A 16379-nucleotide genomic window follows, 5' to 3' on the forward strand; every position below is an offset into this window, starting at 1 on the left:
CGCAGTCATGATGCATCAGAGGCCATGTACGTAATGCCGCCGGCAACCGCCGAACTGGCAGCAGAAGGGGACGACGAATGAGAAGAGTGTTGACGGTCGGGGTGACCTACACCGGAGATGCGATCGAGGGTGTTGAGATTGATAACCTCGGCCTATGCCGGCCCGAAGTAGACCATGGACGGGCCGCGTATCCCCTTTATGAATATGACACGATCATCATCAACCCGGCGAGCTATACGCACTTCTTGTTCGGCAAGGCGGGCGAGTTCTCGAACGAGCCAAATGAGCTAGGCAAGCTGAAGAGGCAGAACGACCGCTACGACCTCGATTCCGCGTTCGACAGCGAGGATCGGTGCAAGGAAATGGAGGCGGCTATCGCGGACGGCGCGACAGTTGTCTGGTGCCTATCCGAGCCAAAGCGGATGAACTTCTTCGGCTATCGCGAGACCCATCTCGGATTTGTGACACCGAAGGCGACGAGCTTCGTGAAGCGCTCGGGGCTTCTCGTGAAGAAGGGGCGCAGGTTCGGATTAGTCGGTTCAGATACCCCTTTTGCACGCTATTTCGATGTGCTGTCCCGAACCGGCGGCTGGACGCTGTGCTTGTCCGATCCCGGCGAGAGCGAAGGCTACGCCTCGATCGCCGCGACCCCGGAGGGCTACAGCCTGGGCGGACAAGTGACGCTCGGGGCCACGAAGGGCTGGCTGCTGACACCACCAACATCGCAGGAGGCTGAGAATCAGCTCGTCCGCGACAGTCTTGCGGTGGAAAAGCCTGATCCCGTGCACGAGAAGTACCACGGCATCTTCCTGAGTCACACCGGCACCGACAAGCCCTTCGTACGCCAACTGCGCAGGGACCTCCTCGCCCGTGGCGTGGAACACGTGTGGCTGGACGAGGCCGAGATCAACATCGGAGACTCGCTGATCGCTAAGATTGAAGAGGGGATAAAGCTCAGCCGCTTCATTGCCGTCGTTCTGTCGAAGAAGTCGATCAACGCTCCTTGGGTGAAGAAGGAGCTAGACATCGCTATGAACCGAGAGATATCCACAGGAGAGGTTGTCGTGCTGCCGTTGCTCTATGAGGACTGTGAGTTGCCGGAGTTTCTAAAGGGCAAGCTGTATGCAGACTTCTCGAAGCCCCAGGAATATGAAGACATCCTCGCTAAGCTCTTGCGACGACTTCGGATCGCGTGACTGGCGCAGCGGGGGCGTGTGCCAACGCGCCAAGGCGATGCGGGTGGTGTCGTCGGCGTCTGATGCCGCAGCCGCTATGCCTATAGCGACGGACACCCGAGGGACCTCGCCGGCGCTCGCGTTGAAGGGCAATTCCATACCGCAGAGAAGCGGGCGGGCAGGTGGTCCCAGAGCCTGAATCCCACCACCTGCCCGCCTCTACAGGCCCCAGGTGTCCCTGCCGGGGCCTGCATCATCGGCGCGGGAGGGGGATGGCCCGCCCCTCCCGCACCACCTGACCCAACACGGGGCTACGGAACGGCGTGATGTGGGCGCCGTCCCATGCTGGGCCCGGAATCAAACTCAGCGCGCCGCCGGCTCCGTGCGGGGGGCTGGCTATCGCCAGGGCGTGCGCCGTGGCTGCGCCACCAAGCGCGTCAACGCTGCGAGCGAGTTCCAAGAGTGCCCAGGGAATGCCCAGCCCAGGAATGCGATCAGCCATATGAGGGCGAGAACGGCCGTGGCGGCGCCGAACATGACCGCGCCCCCGTCAGACTTGCGGGGCGCGAGGGCTGGCGAGGATCAGTGGCGCGGCGAGCGTCCGGAAGTCGATGGAAAGCGCCCGCCGATCCTGGCGGAGATCCTCGCGAAGGTTCTCCTCCCACTGCCAGCGGTTCGCCGGCCCCTCGGCGGGCGTGGTGCCGCTGCGCTTGCGCGCGGCGATGACGCGAACCACGGCGTCTAGCAGGAAGTCGAGCGGGTCGAAGTGTGGGCCGGGGCCGGGCTTGCCCATGCGGTGCAGCTCAAGGCGCAGGTAGGCCAAGGCGTCATCGAGCACGCCGACCGAAAGCCGCCGGCCGTCGAGCAGCACCGGGACGAGCGGGAACTCGCGGCGCCCCTTGCGGACGAGGAGCTGGCGCATGGCCTCGGCCGTGCGGGTCTCCTGAACGCGCCGCTGCTGGATCGACAGGCGCTCCCAATAGGCCACGACCTCGTCCGAGGCGCGAACCGTGTTGGTGCCGCCCTCCGGTTCGGAGGACTTGGACGGGTAGGGGCCGGCATTCTGAATGCCATCGGCGCGGCGCCCGCCCGTCGCGGGCTTCATGCTCGCCAACATCGCGGCGCGGGCATCGACGGCGCCCACTATCGCGCCGTCTTCGCGCGTCGCGGGCGGCGGGGCGGACTGCATGCCGCCGATCATGGCGGCGCGGTCTTCGCGGGCCGAGGCCCCTGCCCCGTCCTTCCGCTTCGGGGGGCTGGGGCCGCGCATGCTCTCGATCATCGCGGCGCGGGCATCACGGGCCGAGGCCGGCGCGGCCGGCGCTTCATCCTGGCGGAACTCGGACCCGCCGCCGGCATTGGGGGCGTCGGGATGCCCCTCGCGCCACGCCGGGGCCTCGTCTTCCCGATCCTCGTCGTCGCGGTCTGCTTCGTCAGTCTGGAACACGCCACGGGACGAGGTGCGAAGGCTCGCGACCATTTCCTGTCGGGCGGATAGGGCGAGGGCGGGACGGGTCATTGAGGGGATCACCTCCTGGGATCGCGCGTGCATCTCACGCGAGGATACTGTATCACAAACGAAACGAAATGTCAATTAAGACGAGATTCTTCCCATAAATGAGACCGTGGCGCGCGATCCGCGCACGGATGCAGCGGCGCGACCACGGCGCCGAACGGGGCCTGTCGAGCAAGGCGGGGGCGCCGATGCACCCGGCGATGTATCGAGGATGTGGCTAGGGTTCCTTCGGAACCTCGGGCGCCATGGGGGCTGGGGAGCAAGCCCCCACACGGGCGCGGGCAACGCATTCGCGGATGACCTGCTGTACCGAGAGGCCCCGGCGCAGAGCCTCCGCGATCAGCCATTCGGTGTCGGCGGCATCGAACCGGGTCCGGTAATGCCCGAAGTCAGCAGGCAGCGGCGGGGGCTTCGGCTGGCCCCGGCGGAATAGCTGCTGATCGAGGCTCGCGCGCGTGTGCATGGCCGTGCGAGGGGAGCACGGCAATGGATAGGGCGGGAAGATCCCGGCGATGCGGTAACTGCATACCAGCACTCCGCGCGAACACGCGCACGACCTGCCGGCCTGCGGCCGAAGGGCAATCTGACGTGCCGGCCGTGCCGCGCGCAAATACGCGCAGCCAGAAGGTGCCATGGATGCCCGAGGAGGAGCGCCGATCATCTGCCGCGCCCTGCCGTAACCGTTGTAACCGGAGGGGCAACCTCTACGGTTACAGCCACAGGCCCCGTCTCTCCGGGCCTCTCACCCCTTTGTAACCTTGTAACCTTTGTAACTCCTAGGGAGGCTGGAGAGAGATAGAGGGGGGTGGTCTCAACCGGAGCGTTATATACCTCCGGTTGATAGATATGGGGGTCACCCTGTCACTCTAAAAATCTCCGGGTGCCCGTGGTTACGGTTACAAGCCGCCTGGGGAACTGCTGTTCGCCATGCCACACCCCGCGTCCGACCGGGCCTCTGGGCCTATCGCCCCCTCCTCGGTGGGCGTAACCCCGTAACCGCGACGCCCCCAGCCCACCCAGGCAGAGGTGCCTCTCGGCGCCCTGGCGCACCCGCCCCGCCCCACTAGCCCTGGTGCCATGCGGCACGCCTGCACGCCATACCTTGTGTCTCCCGCCATAGCCGTGCTTATCTGCGTGGGTGCAGAGACCCTGCACTGGGAACTGGAACTCAGACCGGATGGGGACGCGGCGTGGTGGCCGCTTTGGCGTGGATGACCACGCTGGAACCCCCGACACAATTTCGCCGATCCAGGGGTGCGACCCTGAACCGGCGAGACTGAGGCGGCGCTTTCGTATCGGGCGGTACAGCCGATATTAAAGCACACGATCAGTCCCGCCATAAGATGTCGCGCGTCCAGGTGAGGCCCCGGTCTGAGGCCACAATGCCTGACGGCTCCCAGTTCTCGAATTCTTCCTCGGCTCCGCCGGGGGGATTGCCCATCGACGGCGCGCAGCTGGCCGAGTTCTGCCGCGTCATGTTTGAACACGCCCCGGCCGATACCTGGGTGAACCTCCAGGCCCGCACCAACAACTTCGATCCAAAGGCCGCGGCTGCTTGGACCGTCGAGCAGCGCGCGGCCTATGAGAAGGCGCGCGGGAAGAGCCTTGGGGGCTGGCTCCCGGTCTCGGACCTTGATCGCGTCATCAAGCGCGTCCTTGCGATGGCAGAGGAGGCGGCCAACGCGCCTTGGCCCGGCATGGTGTTCTGCCCGCCCGTCGCGACGTTCAAGACGCAGGGCGTCCGCGCGAAGGGGGCGGATAAGGCCAATCTCGCTGCGGGCCTCGCGATCCAGGTCGATCTCGATGACCGCAACCCCCCGGAGGCCCTAGCCCGCCTTGAGAAAATGCTCGGCGCGGCGACACTCGTCGTGCATTCAGGCGGCACCACCGACGCTGGCCATCCCAAGACCCACGCCTACTGGCGTCTCGCTTCCCCCGCCGTCACCGACGCCGACAAGGAACTGCTCCGCGAGGCGAGGAACCTCGCGGGCAAGCTGGCGGGGGGCGACGATTCCAGCACCAACGCCGTCCACCCGATCCCCTGGCCGGGCTCCTGGCACACCAAGGGCGAGCCCGTTATGTGCCGGATCGTCCGCAGCGGCGGCACGGACATCGCGGACCTCGGCGCGGTCGTCGCGGCGCTCCGGGCATCGTCCCCCCGTCATGCCTCCTCGTCCACGGGAGGGCAGCGAGAGGGCGCCCGCGCGCCCAACGACGCGCTGGTGCGCGAGGCGCTGCGCGCCATCCCCTACGCCTACTCTACCCACGACGAGGGGCAGCCCGATTGGCTCAAGGTCGCGGGCGCCATTCATAACGCGACGGATCGGCGCCCCGAAGGGTTGCTGCTCTTGATCGAGTGGTATGCAGCCAAGACCGAAGAGGAGCTTCGCGAAGGTGGCGCCCTCGACGAAATCGCGCGCCTGACCTCGAAGGAGCGCGCGAAGGAATGCGCCGACCGCTGGGCGCGGCTGATCACGTCGCCGTTCGACCTGCTGGGCTGGAAGCAGCTGCAGCGTTGGGCGCATGAAGCGAAGGCGCCGGGGCTGATCCTGACCGGCAAGGGCGCCATTGTGCGTAGTGAGGCGAACCTTCTCGGCGTGCTGTCGGGGCCTGAATTCCCGAAGGTGGGCCTCAACCTGTTCTCGGGCGACATCACGCTTTTGGATCGGCCCGAATGGGACCCGCCCGGCGAGTGGAAGCCGCGCGCCTGGACCGACGCCGACGATGGCGACGCGACCATCAAGCTCCAGCGGCTCCCGCTCTATAGCTGGGCCACCAAGAATCTGACGGCACTCGCCATCGAGAAGCTGGCGCGCGAAAACCGCTTCGATCCAGTCGCGGACTATCTGCGCCGCCTCAGCTGGAACGGCACGCCGCGCATCGACACTTGGCTAACGGACTTCCTTGGCGTCGAGGACAGCGAACTTCACCGGGCATACGCAAGGAAGTGGCTGATCTCGGCCGTCGCCCGCGCCATGCGGCCCGGCTGCAAGGTGGACACGGTGCTTGTGCTGGAAGGTCCGCAGGGCATCCGTAAGTCAACGACGCTGCGAATCCTGTTCGGTGATGAACATTTTACCGACCAGATTCCGGACCTTCGCGACAAGGACGCCAACGCCCAGCTTCGCGGCATCTGGGGCCTTGAGTTTGCGGAGTTCGACGCCCTGCGCAGCGCGGAAGAATCCCGCATCAAGGCGTTCCTCACGATCACGGCCGACCGCTACCGGGCCGCTTATGACCGGCGGCTCGCGGTCCACCCTCGGCGCTGCGTCTTCGCCGGGACCCTGAACCACACCAGCGACTACCTGGGCGACGAGACCGGCGCGCGGCGCTTCTGGATGGTCGAGTGCGCCGTTGGCTGGGAGAAGGGGCGGAAGGTGGATCTCGCCGCGTTCGCCGCCGCGCGCGACCAGCTGTGGGCCGAGGCCGCGCACCGCTTCAACGCGGGCGAGGAGTGGTGGCTTCCGCCAGAGCTTGAAGAGCTACAGGAGGCCGAGGCCACGCAGCGTCAGCGCGAGGACCCATGGCAGGGCGCCATCGCCAATCACATGTTGCAAGAACAGAAGCGCGAGACCACGGCGCGCGACATCCTGGTGAACGCGCTCCAACTGAACGAAGCGCAACACACTAAGTCGAACCAGAAACGCATCAGCGCCATCATGCTGCGAATGGGCTGGAAGCGGCAGGCTGTGCGGCTCCCGATGGAGACCGACCCGAAGAAGAAGGGCGCGGCTGAGAAGGGCTACAAGGCGCCCGACAACTGGCCCGGCGAATGGGCGCCGCCCGATGGGTGGGACCTGCCCGAAGTCGCCCAGAAGAAGCGCGAGAAATATTGAAGAGTTGACTGCCCGGATGGTCCGAGCGGATTCGCACGGACTACGACATTTCGATATCGAAAGAAAAACTAGTGAACGCAGCAATCAAGGTCTCACTCACCCTCGAACAGGTCAAGGTCAGGATCGCGGAAGGCGTGAAGGGCTACTTCGACGCCGGGCGCCTCGTGCCCCTGCCCGAGGGTGAGAAGGGCGGCACCCCCTCGTCCGAATTCTACCTCGATTACGTGAATTGGGCATCGAAGCAGGGCTTCCCTGTGGTCGGAAGCGCGGTGGGCTTCGGCCTCTACATCACGGCCCGTCATCCGGAATGGACCATCAGGCGCGCCCGGAAGGATCAGCGTGAAGGAAACCCGGTCAGCGTCCGCGCCGTCCGCTGGGCCGATGGCGTCACGCCCTATGCGGACTGATCTCGATGCTGTCTGCCAGCCGTCCCCGCAGACCGACCCCGGCCCCGGAGGCCGCGCCTCGGGCGTGCCGGGGCTCCAGATGCACTCTCCGATCCTCTGACCCAGGAGGCCCGCCCGCCATGAGCTTCCCATACCTCCGTCCGACACCCACGCCCCTCGGCCGCGAGATCGCAGACCGCATGCTCGCGGACATCGTGCGGGAGACGGGCCGGCTGCCCGTGTTCAGCCCCATGAGTGACCGCCTCCGCCGTCACTGCGGCGGCTGGGGCCTGTGCCAGTTCGACGGCGCCGACTGGCCGCAGGTGGACTGGCGGAAGTGGGCGACCCGGACCTTCGACACCTACCCCGACGCTGAGCCCGACGACATGCGGCACGCCTTCTACCGGCTGCGGGGCGCGGCCGATCAGTGGGCCGAGGAGATCCCGCCCATCGGCGGCAAGACATACGACCTGTCCGGGGGCATCAACGGCGCGCTGTCCTGTGTGCGTTACTTCCAGTCCGGGCGGGTGACGGCGCTGCGGCCGGGCGAGGCCGGCGGCCTGTCCCTGACTGACCTATTCCGCGATTACGTGGGCTGGGCGACGGCGTGGGGCCACGGGACGGCCCTGCGGCCCGACTTCACCCGGAGCCTCAACCACTACCGGCCGAGCTGGCGCGGCGCCCCGCTGCGGCCCGTCCGCTGGGCGCCGGGCATCGAGCCCCACACCGCCCCGCCGCCACCCCGGCACACATTCCGGAAGCCCCGACAGTGGCGCCGGGAGGAGATTGCCATCCTGGCGCTGGCCGCCGCGCGGAAGCGCGCCGCGCTGGGTGACCTCGCCTGATGGGCAAACCCCGCGACCTAGTCGCGTCCACAATATACCGCAAAGAGAATGACCGGTGAACTACACCGACGAGATCGCACAGCACCTCACCGAAATGTCGGCGGCCCCCGAGTTCAAGGCGCTGTGCGAGGCGGCCGAAGATGCCGCGTTCAACATGCGCCTTGCCTCCGTGCTGATGAAGGACCGGCACGCATCCTCCCTGCGCGACGGCCGGGCGCGGACCCAGATCATCGAGGCCATGGCCCAAGTCGGGAAGGTCATAGGTGGGCTGGCACGCCTCAAGCTGGCTCAGCAGTTCCACCCCCAGGCGGCTGACCATACGGCCACGACCGACGCGTATGGAACTGAGGTGCGCCTCCTGGTCCCGCCCGGCCCGGATCAGGACCTACGAGACCACGTGTTCACTACCCTGGACACCTGCGAGACCATGCTCGGCTACGTCATGTTGCAGCTTGAGCTAGAGACCCGGATCATCGCGGCGGCGCGGCGGGCACGCCAGGAGGAACAGCGGCCACAGAATGGCTCCCACTGATGACGCCCCGTTCCACGAAGCCGGCGACGGTCGAGATCCTGCCGGCGGCCCCTGCGGCGCCGAATTGGGACGCCATCGAGCGCGCTTATCGGACGGGCCTCCTGCCTGTCTCAGTCCTGGCCCGCATGCCACGGCCTGCGGACGGCCGAGGTGAAGCAGCGGGCCAGCGAGAAGGGGTGGCGCTTCGACATCGTGCATGAAGTGCGGCAGGAGGTCGCGCGGCGCCTCGCCGTCTCGATGGTTGTCGATCCCGATCAGGAAGCCCCGCCCGATGTGGTGGAGCGCATCGCGGCCCTGCTGGTCGATATTCAGGCGAAGCAGCGGAAGGCCGCGCTCGACATGCTGGCCGACTGGGAGGCATCGCACGCCGCCTATCGGCGCATGCGCGACGGGAAGCCTGAGCAGGGCGACGTGGCATGGCTCGGCAAAGGCTGGTCCCTGGCGACGTGGGAAGCGCACCTGCTGGAGCAGCGCGAGAAGCTGCACGCGATGCTTGAGAAGGCATTCAGCCTGCCCATGGTGGCAGGCGAGGGGGAATTGCCCGCCGGTCGAGGCGCAATCCCCGCCGGGTCTGCGCCCGAGATCACGATCTATATTCCGCACAACGGCCGGGACGATGCGCCCGCGACCATCGACAGAGAAGCGAAGCCATGACCCCGAGGCAGCGATCCCTCCATCCCACGGGGACGCCCGCCGAGGCCCCTCTGGTGCGCGTCGCCATGAGGAGGGTAGCGTCCGGCATATCAGACGCCGTCCCGCACCCCTCCCCGACGCAGGACGCGGGCAGCGGGACGCCGCCATGGGTATGTGGCCATGACTGAGGACGAGAAGACGGCCGCGCGCCGCGCGAAGAAGAATGCTTGGAAGCGCGCACACTATGCGGCCCACAGGGATGCCGCCCTGGCGAAGCAGCGCAGATTCAGGGCCGACAACCCCGATGCGCGTCGCACCCATGCCGCCGTACATCGCGCCATCAGGTCGGGGAAGCTGGTTCGGCCCGACGCCTGCGAGCGGTGCGGCGGGCCGAACCCGCACGCCCACCACGCCGATTACGCGAGGCCGCTTGACGTGCAGTTCCTATGTCAGAGCTGCCACAACCTGGAACATTCCGCCGTGACCGACGACGACAAACGAGCGACGAGGGCCGCTGCTGATCGGCGTTACCGCGAGGCCAACCGCGATACGATTCTGGCTCGCAAGGCCGGGTATCGTGAGGCAAATCGAGAGCGAATTGCCGCCAGAGAGCGCGAGCGCTACGCCGCCAACCGGTAGAAGACCATGGCCCGGCGGCGCGGGAAGTTACCCTCTCGGGGTTCAGCCAGGGGTCAGCCGGGGGCAATTCCCCTGGCCGGGCGCGCGGCTGACGGTGGTGCCGGCTGAGGGGCGTTCGCGCCTTACACCTTCAAGTTCTGCAACGGATCGTGCCACGGGGTGATCGTTCATTGTTGTGTTGTGAATGGCGCGAGGCGGCCGCCGCCACGCCGTGGCGCACTACGAAGACCCGCCCGCGCTTAGAGCGCAGCCCCTTGAAACGCCCGCTTTCGCAACCAATTTGAAAAAGAGGAACGTTCGCGAGGAAGACAGATGACAAAGGCGTCTGCCGAATGTCTGGCGATACTGGTCATCGTCCTGGCGACGCCTTTAATCTCGACTTCGGCTCTGGCGCGCGACAGCAGGATGGAGATTTACAGGGACAACCAACGTGAAGCCCGCGAGAGACCGAGTCGCGACCTCGGTGCCCGAGAGTCGCCAGCACCGCGGGCGCCGGCGAGCCGCCCCAGCAGTCCGGCACCGGCTCGGGAGGTAGCCCCAACGATACCGGCATCGCCACCTGATGGTCGCGCGCTCCTACGGACACCGCCGGCGGGTTTCGATCCGACTCGGTCTGTTGGTCCGCAAGTGCGATCCCCAGCGCCTTCCGTGCATTCTGCTTCACCCTCTGCCGAAGTTGGGACGCGCGAACCCACGCGGGCCCCGACCGCTCGCCAACCGGATGCATCTCGGCCGGAAGGGCCACGCCTCCCCGCCTCGCCTCCTGACGGACGCGCGCTACTACAGCAGCCCCCGTCGGGGTTTGATCGGACACAAGCACCCGGGCCGCAGGTCCGCGCCCCCGTGCCTGCGGTTCCGTCGGGTCGTCTTGTCCCCGACGCAACGACCCGCGCCGCAGAACAAGAGCGCTTACGCCGTCTGCGAGATGTCGTCACTCAACGCGACTCCACCCCGCACGCGGAGGAACGTGTAGCGGAGACAGGCGCCAGCCTCCTCGAACACGGTCCGGGTATTGTCAATCGGCTAGGGCCGTCAGGACGCATTGCCGCTCCGCCGGCGGCAGCTGGGTTGATGGTGTTCACGCCTTCGGTCGTTGGCGATGCGACGCTTACACCAGAGCAGTTGCGCGAGCAGGAGCAGCGTCGGAACGAGGGGCGGCAAGAAGCGCTACGCGAGCAGCGGATACTCAATCAGGGTGAAACGCGCGCACAGTAGCGGCCACGCGCCCGACGCTCAGCCCGACTACGCGCCGTTGCCTTCCGTACTCCGTTCGCTGTCCAGCCCTGGCGTGAAGCCGGCCGTCATCTCGAAGGCGGGCGGCGCGGATCGGTTGGCCCTCCCGGCAGCTGGGTGGTTCGGGAGTCCGTTGCCGCCCATGAACCTAGAGGTAAGGGCGTTGGCGGATGGTCGGTTGGCCCGAACCGATTGACGGCACCAAGTGGCTCCCTGCCGAAGGAGATCGCCATGAATGCGCGTGGATATGGCCGCAGGCTGGCCTCCTGCCTGGGTTTCCCGCACCTGCCGGCGGCGCGGGCCTGGAGCCAGTACGAGGGATCGTGCTCGACCCTGCTGCCTTCCCCCGAGACGGTGGCGAGCTTCGCGCAGGATCGGTCCGCGCCCGGGCTGGCGCGGATCGAGGCGCATTACTTCGCGCATGACCTGTTCCTGCCGGAGGAAGGACTGCTCGGCCGCATCGGCCGCATCGCGAACATCCCGGCGGAGATCGTGCAGGGGCGCTACGACATGGCCTGCCCGCCCGAGACGCCTTCGAACTCGCGGCGGCCTCGCCAGGGGCGCGGCTGACCGTGGTCCCGGATGCCGGGCGCTCGGCGCTGGAGCCGGGGGTGCGGACGGCGCTGGTCTCGGCGGTGGAGCGGTTCCGGCGGCGCTGAGCGCGTGGTATAGGAGCTTCCGGTGGGTCCCCGTAGCTCAGCAGGATAGAGCACAGGATTCCTAACGCGGTGATTTGGCGCGGCTCGTCGCGCCCCGGACGATAGGGAATTCGTCCAGGAGCAAGCGAGGGGCAAGCGACAATTCCCTCTTGCTGCTCCGACCCGAATCGAGGCACGCCATGGCTGCGGCGAGGTGCGCCGCAGCGTTGTGGCGAAACGGACGTCCACATCCCCAACATCAATCCTTGGGGACTGTGGAATGTCTGTTGCCGGCGTCAGACATCCCGCACTCCCCATCAACCCATGGAGACTGTGGATGTCTGACGACATTCAAGCCGACGCGTTGATGAACGCGCTTGCCCGCGTCCGCGCCAAGGAACAGCTGTTACTGGATATGCTTGCCCGCGTCCGTGGCGAGAAGCAGCTACAGCAGGAGCCGCAGCCTCAACCCCAGCCGCCGCCTGCCGAGGCCATCACCCATGAGGGCTGGCGCATCGAGCGGGAGCCTTCCGGTTGGTATATTCCCAAGGGCGCCCGGAACGAGCGAGACGGCCGCCGCTGCCGCTACCGCGATCACATCGCCCCTGCCGAGTTCACACCCGAGCAGGTGCGTCGGAACTATGATCAAATGTATCTTGAAGCCATTGCTGAAGCCACAGCCAAGCCCGAGCCCGAGATGGGGGCGGCGCAGCAACGCCGCATGAAGCGTGACATTCAGCGCCGCATGCACCGAGGCTTCTGACGCCATAGCCTCGCTCGCGCCACGGGGAGGCCCGTCCGTGGGCCTCCCGCCTCGGCCGCTAGGTAGTAGCGGCCGATGTGCCTGAGGGCGACGGCATATGGTCCGGATGCAAGGACGTGGGCAGGGAGAGGCCGGATGGGCGCCATCGCCCTCGACGGCCGGCACCGGGACCAACTGGATGCGCGCCGTGGCCCTCGATGGCAGGCCCCGAGACCGATCGTTTAGCGTCTGTTGCAGAAATTGCCCCCGAGTTGCCCCCGGCGGTCCGGATGGTAGCGGCGAGCGGACTTGAACCGCTGACCCCGGCATTATGAGTGCCGTGCTCTAACCAGCTGAGCTACGCCGCCATCCAACGAGGGCCGCGAGTTAGGCTGCCGCCCGCGTGCTGTCAACCGATCCCGCTGCGCGCAGGAACCCGCCGCCCAGGACGCGGTCACCATCATACATGACGCAGGCTTGGCCGGGCGCCACGATTCCGGGCTCGTCCAGCGTCACCCGCGCCAGCCTGGCCGCGGCATCCCAGGCGACCGTCGCCGCACGCGGCACCTCCCGCGCCCGGAGCTTCACCGCGCAGCGGAAGGGCGCGACGGGTGGCTCGATCAGCCAGTTCACCTCGCCCGCCTCGGCCTCGGTCGATTCCAGCGCCCCGCGCGGCGCCACCACCACGCGGCGGCGGGACGGGTCCACGCCCGCGACGTAGAGCTTCTCCTGCCCATCCCAGGACGCCGTGCCGAGCCCCCTGCCCTGCCCGACAGTGAAGCGGGCGATGCCCTCGTGCCCGCCCAGCACGCGGCCGTCGGCATGTACCACCTCGCCGGCCGCCACCGCGTCCGGGCGCAGCTTCGCCACCAGCGAATCGTAGCGGCCTTCCGGCACGAAGCAGATGTCCTGGCTGTCGGGCTTCTCCGCGACCGGCAGGCCGAATCGCGCGGCGACCGCGCGCACCGCCGCCTTGTCCGGGAAGCCGCCGAGGGGGAAGCGCGCGAATTCCAACTGGTCCTGCGTCGTCGCCGCCAGGAAGTAGGACTGGTCCCGGGCCGTATCGGCCGCGCGGTGCAGTTCGGCCCCCTGCGGCCCGGCCACGCGGCGGGCGTAGTGGCCGGTCGCCAGCGCCTCGCAGCCGAGGTCGCGGGCGAGCGCCACCAGGTCGCGGAACTTCACCGTCTGGTTGCAGCGGATGCAGGGCACCGGCGTCTCGCCGCGGGCATAGGTGTCGGCGAAGTCGCCGATCACCTCGCGGCGGAACACCTGCTCGCGGTCCAGCACGTAGTGCGGGATGCCGAGGCGGTCCGCGACGTTGCGCGCGTCGTGGATGTCCTGCCCGGCGCAGCAGGCGCCCTTCTTCTGCACCGCCGCGCCGTGGTCGTAGAGCTGCAGCGTGGCGCCGACGACCTCGTGGCCTTCCTCGGCCAGCAGGCCCGCGACCACGCTGGAATCGACGCCGCCCGACATGGCGACGAGGATCCTCATCGCGCCGCGCCCCGGGGTCCCCATGACGGCTGCGCCGGAGACGTCATCGGTTCGAGTCCAGCCCCTGCTGCCAGAAGCGCTGCTCGAGCCGCGCGGCCTCCGCGAAGTCCGCCGCCAGCCGCGCGAAGCGCGCCTCGCCGCCATGGGAGACGCCCAGTGCGTCGATCCGCGCCGCGGCGGAACGCGCGAGCGTCTGGTAGTCCTCGGCCGCGTAGGTGTCGATCCAGGATTGGTAGGCGTTGTCCTCCCCCCTGCGCGCCGGGTCGGCGAGGATGCGCAGCGCCACCTCCCCATACCCCACGGTGCAGGGCGCGAGCGCGATCTCGAGGTCCAGGATGTCCCCGTGCAGGCCGCGGTCGAGCACCCAGCGGGTGTAGGACACGGTCTCCGCGCTCTCCGGCGTGGCGATGACGTCGCCCTCGGACAGCCCCCACCCGGCGCAATACTTCAGGTGCAGCTTGGTCTCGTCGAGGATGGCGAGCACCGCGAAGGCCTTCTCGCGCATCGCCTGCAGGCTCTCGCCCTTGACCACCGCCAGCGCCTTGGCGCGCGCGAAATGGATCAGGAACAGGTAGTCCTGGATCAGGTAGGTGCGGAAGGACGGCAGCGGCAGCGTGCCGTCCGACAGGCCCTGCACGAAGGGATGCCAGGTGTAGCCGGACCAGGCGTCGGCGGCGGCGGCGCGCAGCCGGCGGAACAGGCCGCCCGGCATGCCGAATTCCGTCTCCCAGCGCGGGGCAGCCATGTCCATCATCTCAGCCCTGCGCGTTGCGCGACCCGGCCGGCAGCCTCACCACCAGCCCGTCGAGCTTATCCGTCATGATGATCTGGCAGCCGAGGCGGCTCGTCTCCTGGAGGTCGAAGGCCAGGTCGAGCATGTCCTCCTCGTCCTCGGTCGGGGAGGAGAGCTTGGGGAACCAGGACCCGTCCACGATCACGTGGCAGGTCGAGCAGGCGAGCGAGCCCTCGCAGGCACCTTCGATATCGACGCCGTGGCGGTGCGCGATCTCGAGCACCGAAAGCCCGAGCGGGGCATCCACTTCCTTGCGCGTCCCATCCCGCTCGACGAATACCATCTTCGGCATCTCTACTCCGCCGCCCTGATTGTTCCGGAAATCGCCCTGGTCCACGCCTCCGCCAACAAGGCGGCGGCCTGGTCCACATCGCCGGGCGAGGTAAAGCGTCCGATGCCGATCCGCAAGGTGGCCCGGGCCCGCGAGTCGTCCAGGCCAATGGCCCTGAGCACGTAGGAGGGCTCGACCTCCGCCGAGGAGCAGGCCGACCCGGTCGAGACGCAGACCATCGGCGCACCGGCCATGATGTCCTGCGCCGAGACCCCGCCGGGGAAGGCGATGTTGACGTTGCCCGTGACGCGCGGCGCGTCCGGGGCGTTCATCAGGATGCCCGGCACCGCTGCCGTCAGCGCCGCGAGGAAGCGATCCCGCTGCCCCGCGATGCGCCCGGCATCGAGCATCCCCTCGATGGCGGCGATGCGCGCGGCCTCCCCGAAGCCGACGACGAGCGGCGCCGGCAAGGTGCCTGAACGCAGCCCCCTCTCCTGCCCGCCGCCCGAGAAGAGCGGCGCGATCCGCACGCGCGGCCGGCGCCGCACGTACAGCGCCCCGATCCCCTTCGGCCCGTAGATCTTGTGGCCCGACAGCGACACGAGGTCGGCGCGGATCTCCTCGACATCGAGCGGGATGCGCCCCGCGGCCTGGGCCGCGTCGGTGTGGAACAGCGCGCCCGCTTCCTTCGCAACCGCCCCGATCGCCGCGAGGTCCTGGATCACGCCGATCTCGTTGTTCACCGCCATGACGGAGACGAGCAGCGTCCGCTCGTCCACCGCCGCGCGAAGGGCATCGAGGTCGAGCAGCCCGTTCCCGTCCACCGGCAGGATGACCGGCTCGAAGCCTTCCTCCGCCAGCGCCCGGACGCTTTCGAGGACGCATTTGTGCTCGGTCGCGACGGTGACGATGCGGCGGCGGACCGTCCCCTGCGACGCGGCGAAGCCCAGCTCCGGATGGGCGCGCGCAAAGCGCGCGGCGCCCTTGATCGCCAGGTTGTTCGCTTCCGTCGCGCCGGACGTCAGCACGATCTCCTTCGCGTCGGCGCCGATCAGTTCCGCGACGTGGCCGCGCGCCTCCTCCACCGCGTCCTCGGCGGCGCGGCCCATCACGTGTTCCACGCTGCCGGGATTGGCGAAATTCTCCTCCCACCAGGGGCGCATGGCGGCGAGGACGCGCGGATCCACCGGCGTCGTCGCATGGCAGTCGAGGTAGATCGGTCGGTTCGGCGCGGCAGTCATGGCGGCAAGATGGGCGCTCACGCCGCCCGGCGGGAGAGCCGTTCCCGCATGGCGGCCCAGGCGGCAACGAAACGCTCCGCGGCATCCGCCGGCGCGTTCCACGGCAGGGAGACGCGGATCGCGCAGGCTGCATCCGCGCCGAGGCCCATCGCCGCCAGCACGTGGCTCGCGCCGACCTTGCCCGAGGAACAGGCCGCCCCGGCCGAAACCCGCACCCCGGCGAGATCCAGGGCAATCACCTGCGTCTCCGCCGCAACCCCGGGCAGCAGGATGGAGGTGGTGTTGGGCAGGCGCGGCGCCTCGCGGCCGGGGAAGCGGGCCTCGGGCGCGACGGCGGCGATGCCGGCCTCGATCGCGTCCCGCAGCGGGGCGAGGCGGGCGGCATGCTCGGGCCGCGCGGCCTCGGCC

General features: G+C 68.3%; 13 protein-coding genes, 1 tRNA gene and 2 pseudogenes. 9 read left to right on the top strand and 7 right to left on the bottom strand.

All coding sequences use genetic code 11. The features are described from left to right. Nucleotides 1-89: 89 nt before the first annotated feature. Nucleotides 90-1196, top strand: a complete 1107-nt coding sequence (locus tag GXW76_RS17175) for a toll/interleukin-1 receptor domain-containing protein (protein WP_211863322.1) — start codon at nt 90-92, stop codon at nt 1194-1196. A 529-nt stretch (nt 1197-1725) separates the two neighbouring features. Here the strand turns inward: GXW76_RS17175 and GXW76_RS17180 are convergent. Beyond that, entirely contained in the window at nt 1726-2694 is a 969-nt protein-coding gene (locus tag GXW76_RS17180; RefSeq protein WP_211863323.1) for a hypothetical protein, read from the bottom strand. Between the two features lie 1379 nt (nt 2695-4073). Between GXW76_RS17180 and GXW76_RS17185 the strand changes: the two genes are divergently transcribed. From GXW76_RS17185 to GXW76_RS17220, 8 genes and pseudogenes are all read left to right on the top strand, one after another. Then, nucleotides 4074-6527 carry a virulence-associated E family protein gene (locus GXW76_RS17185; protein ID WP_211863324.1) on the top strand — a complete coding sequence of 818 codons (2454 nt, stop codon included), beginning with the start codon at nt 4074-4076 and terminating at the stop codon, nt 6525-6527. A 71-nt stretch (nt 6528-6598) separates the two neighbouring features. Beyond that, nucleotides 6599-6934, top strand: coding sequence for a hypothetical protein (locus GXW76_RS17190; RefSeq protein ID WP_211863325.1), 336 nt, complete (start codon nt 6599-6601; stop codon nt 6932-6934). A gap of 119 nt (nt 6935-7053) precedes the next feature. Beyond that, nucleotides 7054-7758, top strand: a complete 705-nt coding sequence (locus tag GXW76_RS17195; RefSeq protein WP_211863326.1) for a hypothetical protein — start codon at nt 7054-7056, stop codon at nt 7756-7758. Between the two features lie 55 nt (nt 7759-7813). Next, complete coding sequence (locus tag GXW76_RS17200) at nt 7814-8290, top strand: hypothetical protein (RefSeq protein ID WP_211863327.1); 477 nt, start codon at nt 7814-7816, stop codon at nt 8288-8290. 150 nt (nt 8291-8440) lie between these two features. Further along, a complete protein-coding gene (locus tag GXW76_RS17205) occupies nt 8441-8944 on the top strand; it encodes a hypothetical protein (RefSeq protein ID WP_211863328.1) in 504 nt (167 codons plus the stop codon). A 159-nt stretch (nt 8945-9103) separates the two neighbouring features. Beyond that, nucleotides 9104-9562, top strand: a complete 459-nt coding sequence (locus GXW76_RS17210; protein WP_211863329.1) for a hypothetical protein — start codon at nt 9104-9106, stop codon at nt 9560-9562. A 1515-nt stretch (nt 9563-11077) separates the two neighbouring features. Then, a pseudogene (locus GXW76_RS17215) lies at nt 11078-11454 on the top strand (alpha/beta fold hydrolase); the annotation flags it as partial. A 316-nt stretch (nt 11455-11770) separates the two neighbouring features. Beyond that, the gene (locus tag GXW76_RS17220; protein ID WP_211863330.1) at nt 11771-12196 is read left to right on the top strand and encodes a hypothetical protein; all 426 of its coding nucleotides are present in this window, start codon (nt 11771-11773) and stop codon (nt 12194-12196) included. Between the two features lie 270 nt (nt 12197-12466). On the opposite strand, the gene GXW76_RS17225 is transcribed toward GXW76_RS17220, so the two are convergent. The 6 genes and pseudogenes from GXW76_RS17225 to GXW76_RS17250 form a co-directional block, all read right to left on the bottom strand. Then, nucleotides 12467-12543, bottom strand: a tRNA-Met gene (locus GXW76_RS17225). 19 nt (nt 12544-12562) lie between these two features. Continuing rightward, nucleotides 12563-13666, bottom strand: a complete 1104-nt coding sequence (gene mnmA, locus GXW76_RS17230; RefSeq protein ID WP_211863331.1) for a tRNA 2-thiouridine(34) synthase MnmA — start codon at nt 13664-13666, stop codon at nt 12563-12565. 43 nt (nt 13667-13709) lie between these two features. Beyond that, a complete protein-coding gene (locus tag GXW76_RS17235) occupies nt 13710-14411 on the bottom strand; it encodes a TenA family protein (protein ID WP_211863332.1) in 702 nt (233 codons plus the stop codon). A 10-nt stretch (nt 14412-14421) separates the two neighbouring features. Next, nucleotides 14422-14751, bottom strand: coding sequence for a ferredoxin family 2Fe-2S iron-sulfur cluster binding protein (locus tag GXW76_RS17240; protein WP_211863333.1), 330 nt, complete (start codon nt 14749-14751; stop codon nt 14422-14424). A gap of 2 nt (nt 14752-14753) precedes the next feature. Beyond that, entirely contained in the window at nt 14754-15971 is a 1218-nt protein-coding gene (locus tag GXW76_RS17245) for a cysteine desulfurase family protein (protein WP_211863336.1), read from the bottom strand. A gap of 17 nt (nt 15972-15988) precedes the next feature. Further along, nucleotides 15989-16379 (bottom strand): annotated as a pseudogene (locus tag GXW76_RS17250) (cysteine desulfurase); the annotation flags it as partial.

The sequence above is a fragment of the Neoroseomonas soli genome (assembly GCF_018129065.1).
GTDB lineage: Bacteria > Pseudomonadota > Alphaproteobacteria > Acetobacterales > Acetobacteraceae > Neoroseomonas > Neoroseomonas soli.

What these genes read in the sequence shown, in the direction of transcription:
- GXW76_RS17235 (WP_211863332.1), bottom strand. Translation starts at nt 14,411, where the DNA reads ATGGCTGCCCCGCGCTGGGAGACGGAATTCGGCATGCCGGGCGGCCTG.
- GXW76_RS17195 (WP_211863326.1), top strand. Translation starts at nt 7,054, where the DNA reads ATGAGCTTCCCATACCTCCGTCCGACACCCACGCCCCTCGGCCGCGAG.
- GXW76_RS17240 (WP_211863333.1), bottom strand. Translation starts at nt 14,751, where the DNA reads ATGCCGAAGATGGTATTCGTCGAGCGGGATGGGACGCGCAAGGAAGTG.
- GXW76_RS17210 (WP_211863329.1), top strand. Translation starts at nt 9,104, where the DNA reads ATGACTGAGGACGAGAAGACGGCCGCGCGCCGCGCGAAGAAGAATGCT.
- GXW76_RS17180 (WP_211863323.1), bottom strand. Translation starts at nt 2,694, where the DNA reads ATGACCCGTCCCGCCCTCGCCCTATCCGCCCGACAGGAAATGGTCGCG.
- GXW76_RS17220 (WP_211863330.1), top strand. Translation starts at nt 11,771, where the DNA reads ATGTCTGACGACATTCAAGCCGACGCGTTGATGAACGCGCTTGCCCGC.
- GXW76_RS17185 (WP_211863324.1), top strand. Translation starts at nt 4,074, where the DNA reads ATGCCTGACGGCTCCCAGTTCTCGAATTCTTCCTCGGCTCCGCCGGGG.
- GXW76_RS17245 (WP_211863336.1), bottom strand. Translation starts at nt 15,971, where the DNA reads ATGACTGCCGCGCCGAACCGACCGATCTACCTCGACTGCCATGCGACG.
- mnmA (WP_211863331.1), bottom strand. Translation starts at nt 13,666, where the DNA reads ATGAGGATCCTCGTCGCCATGTCGGGCGGCGTCGATTCCAGCGTGGTC.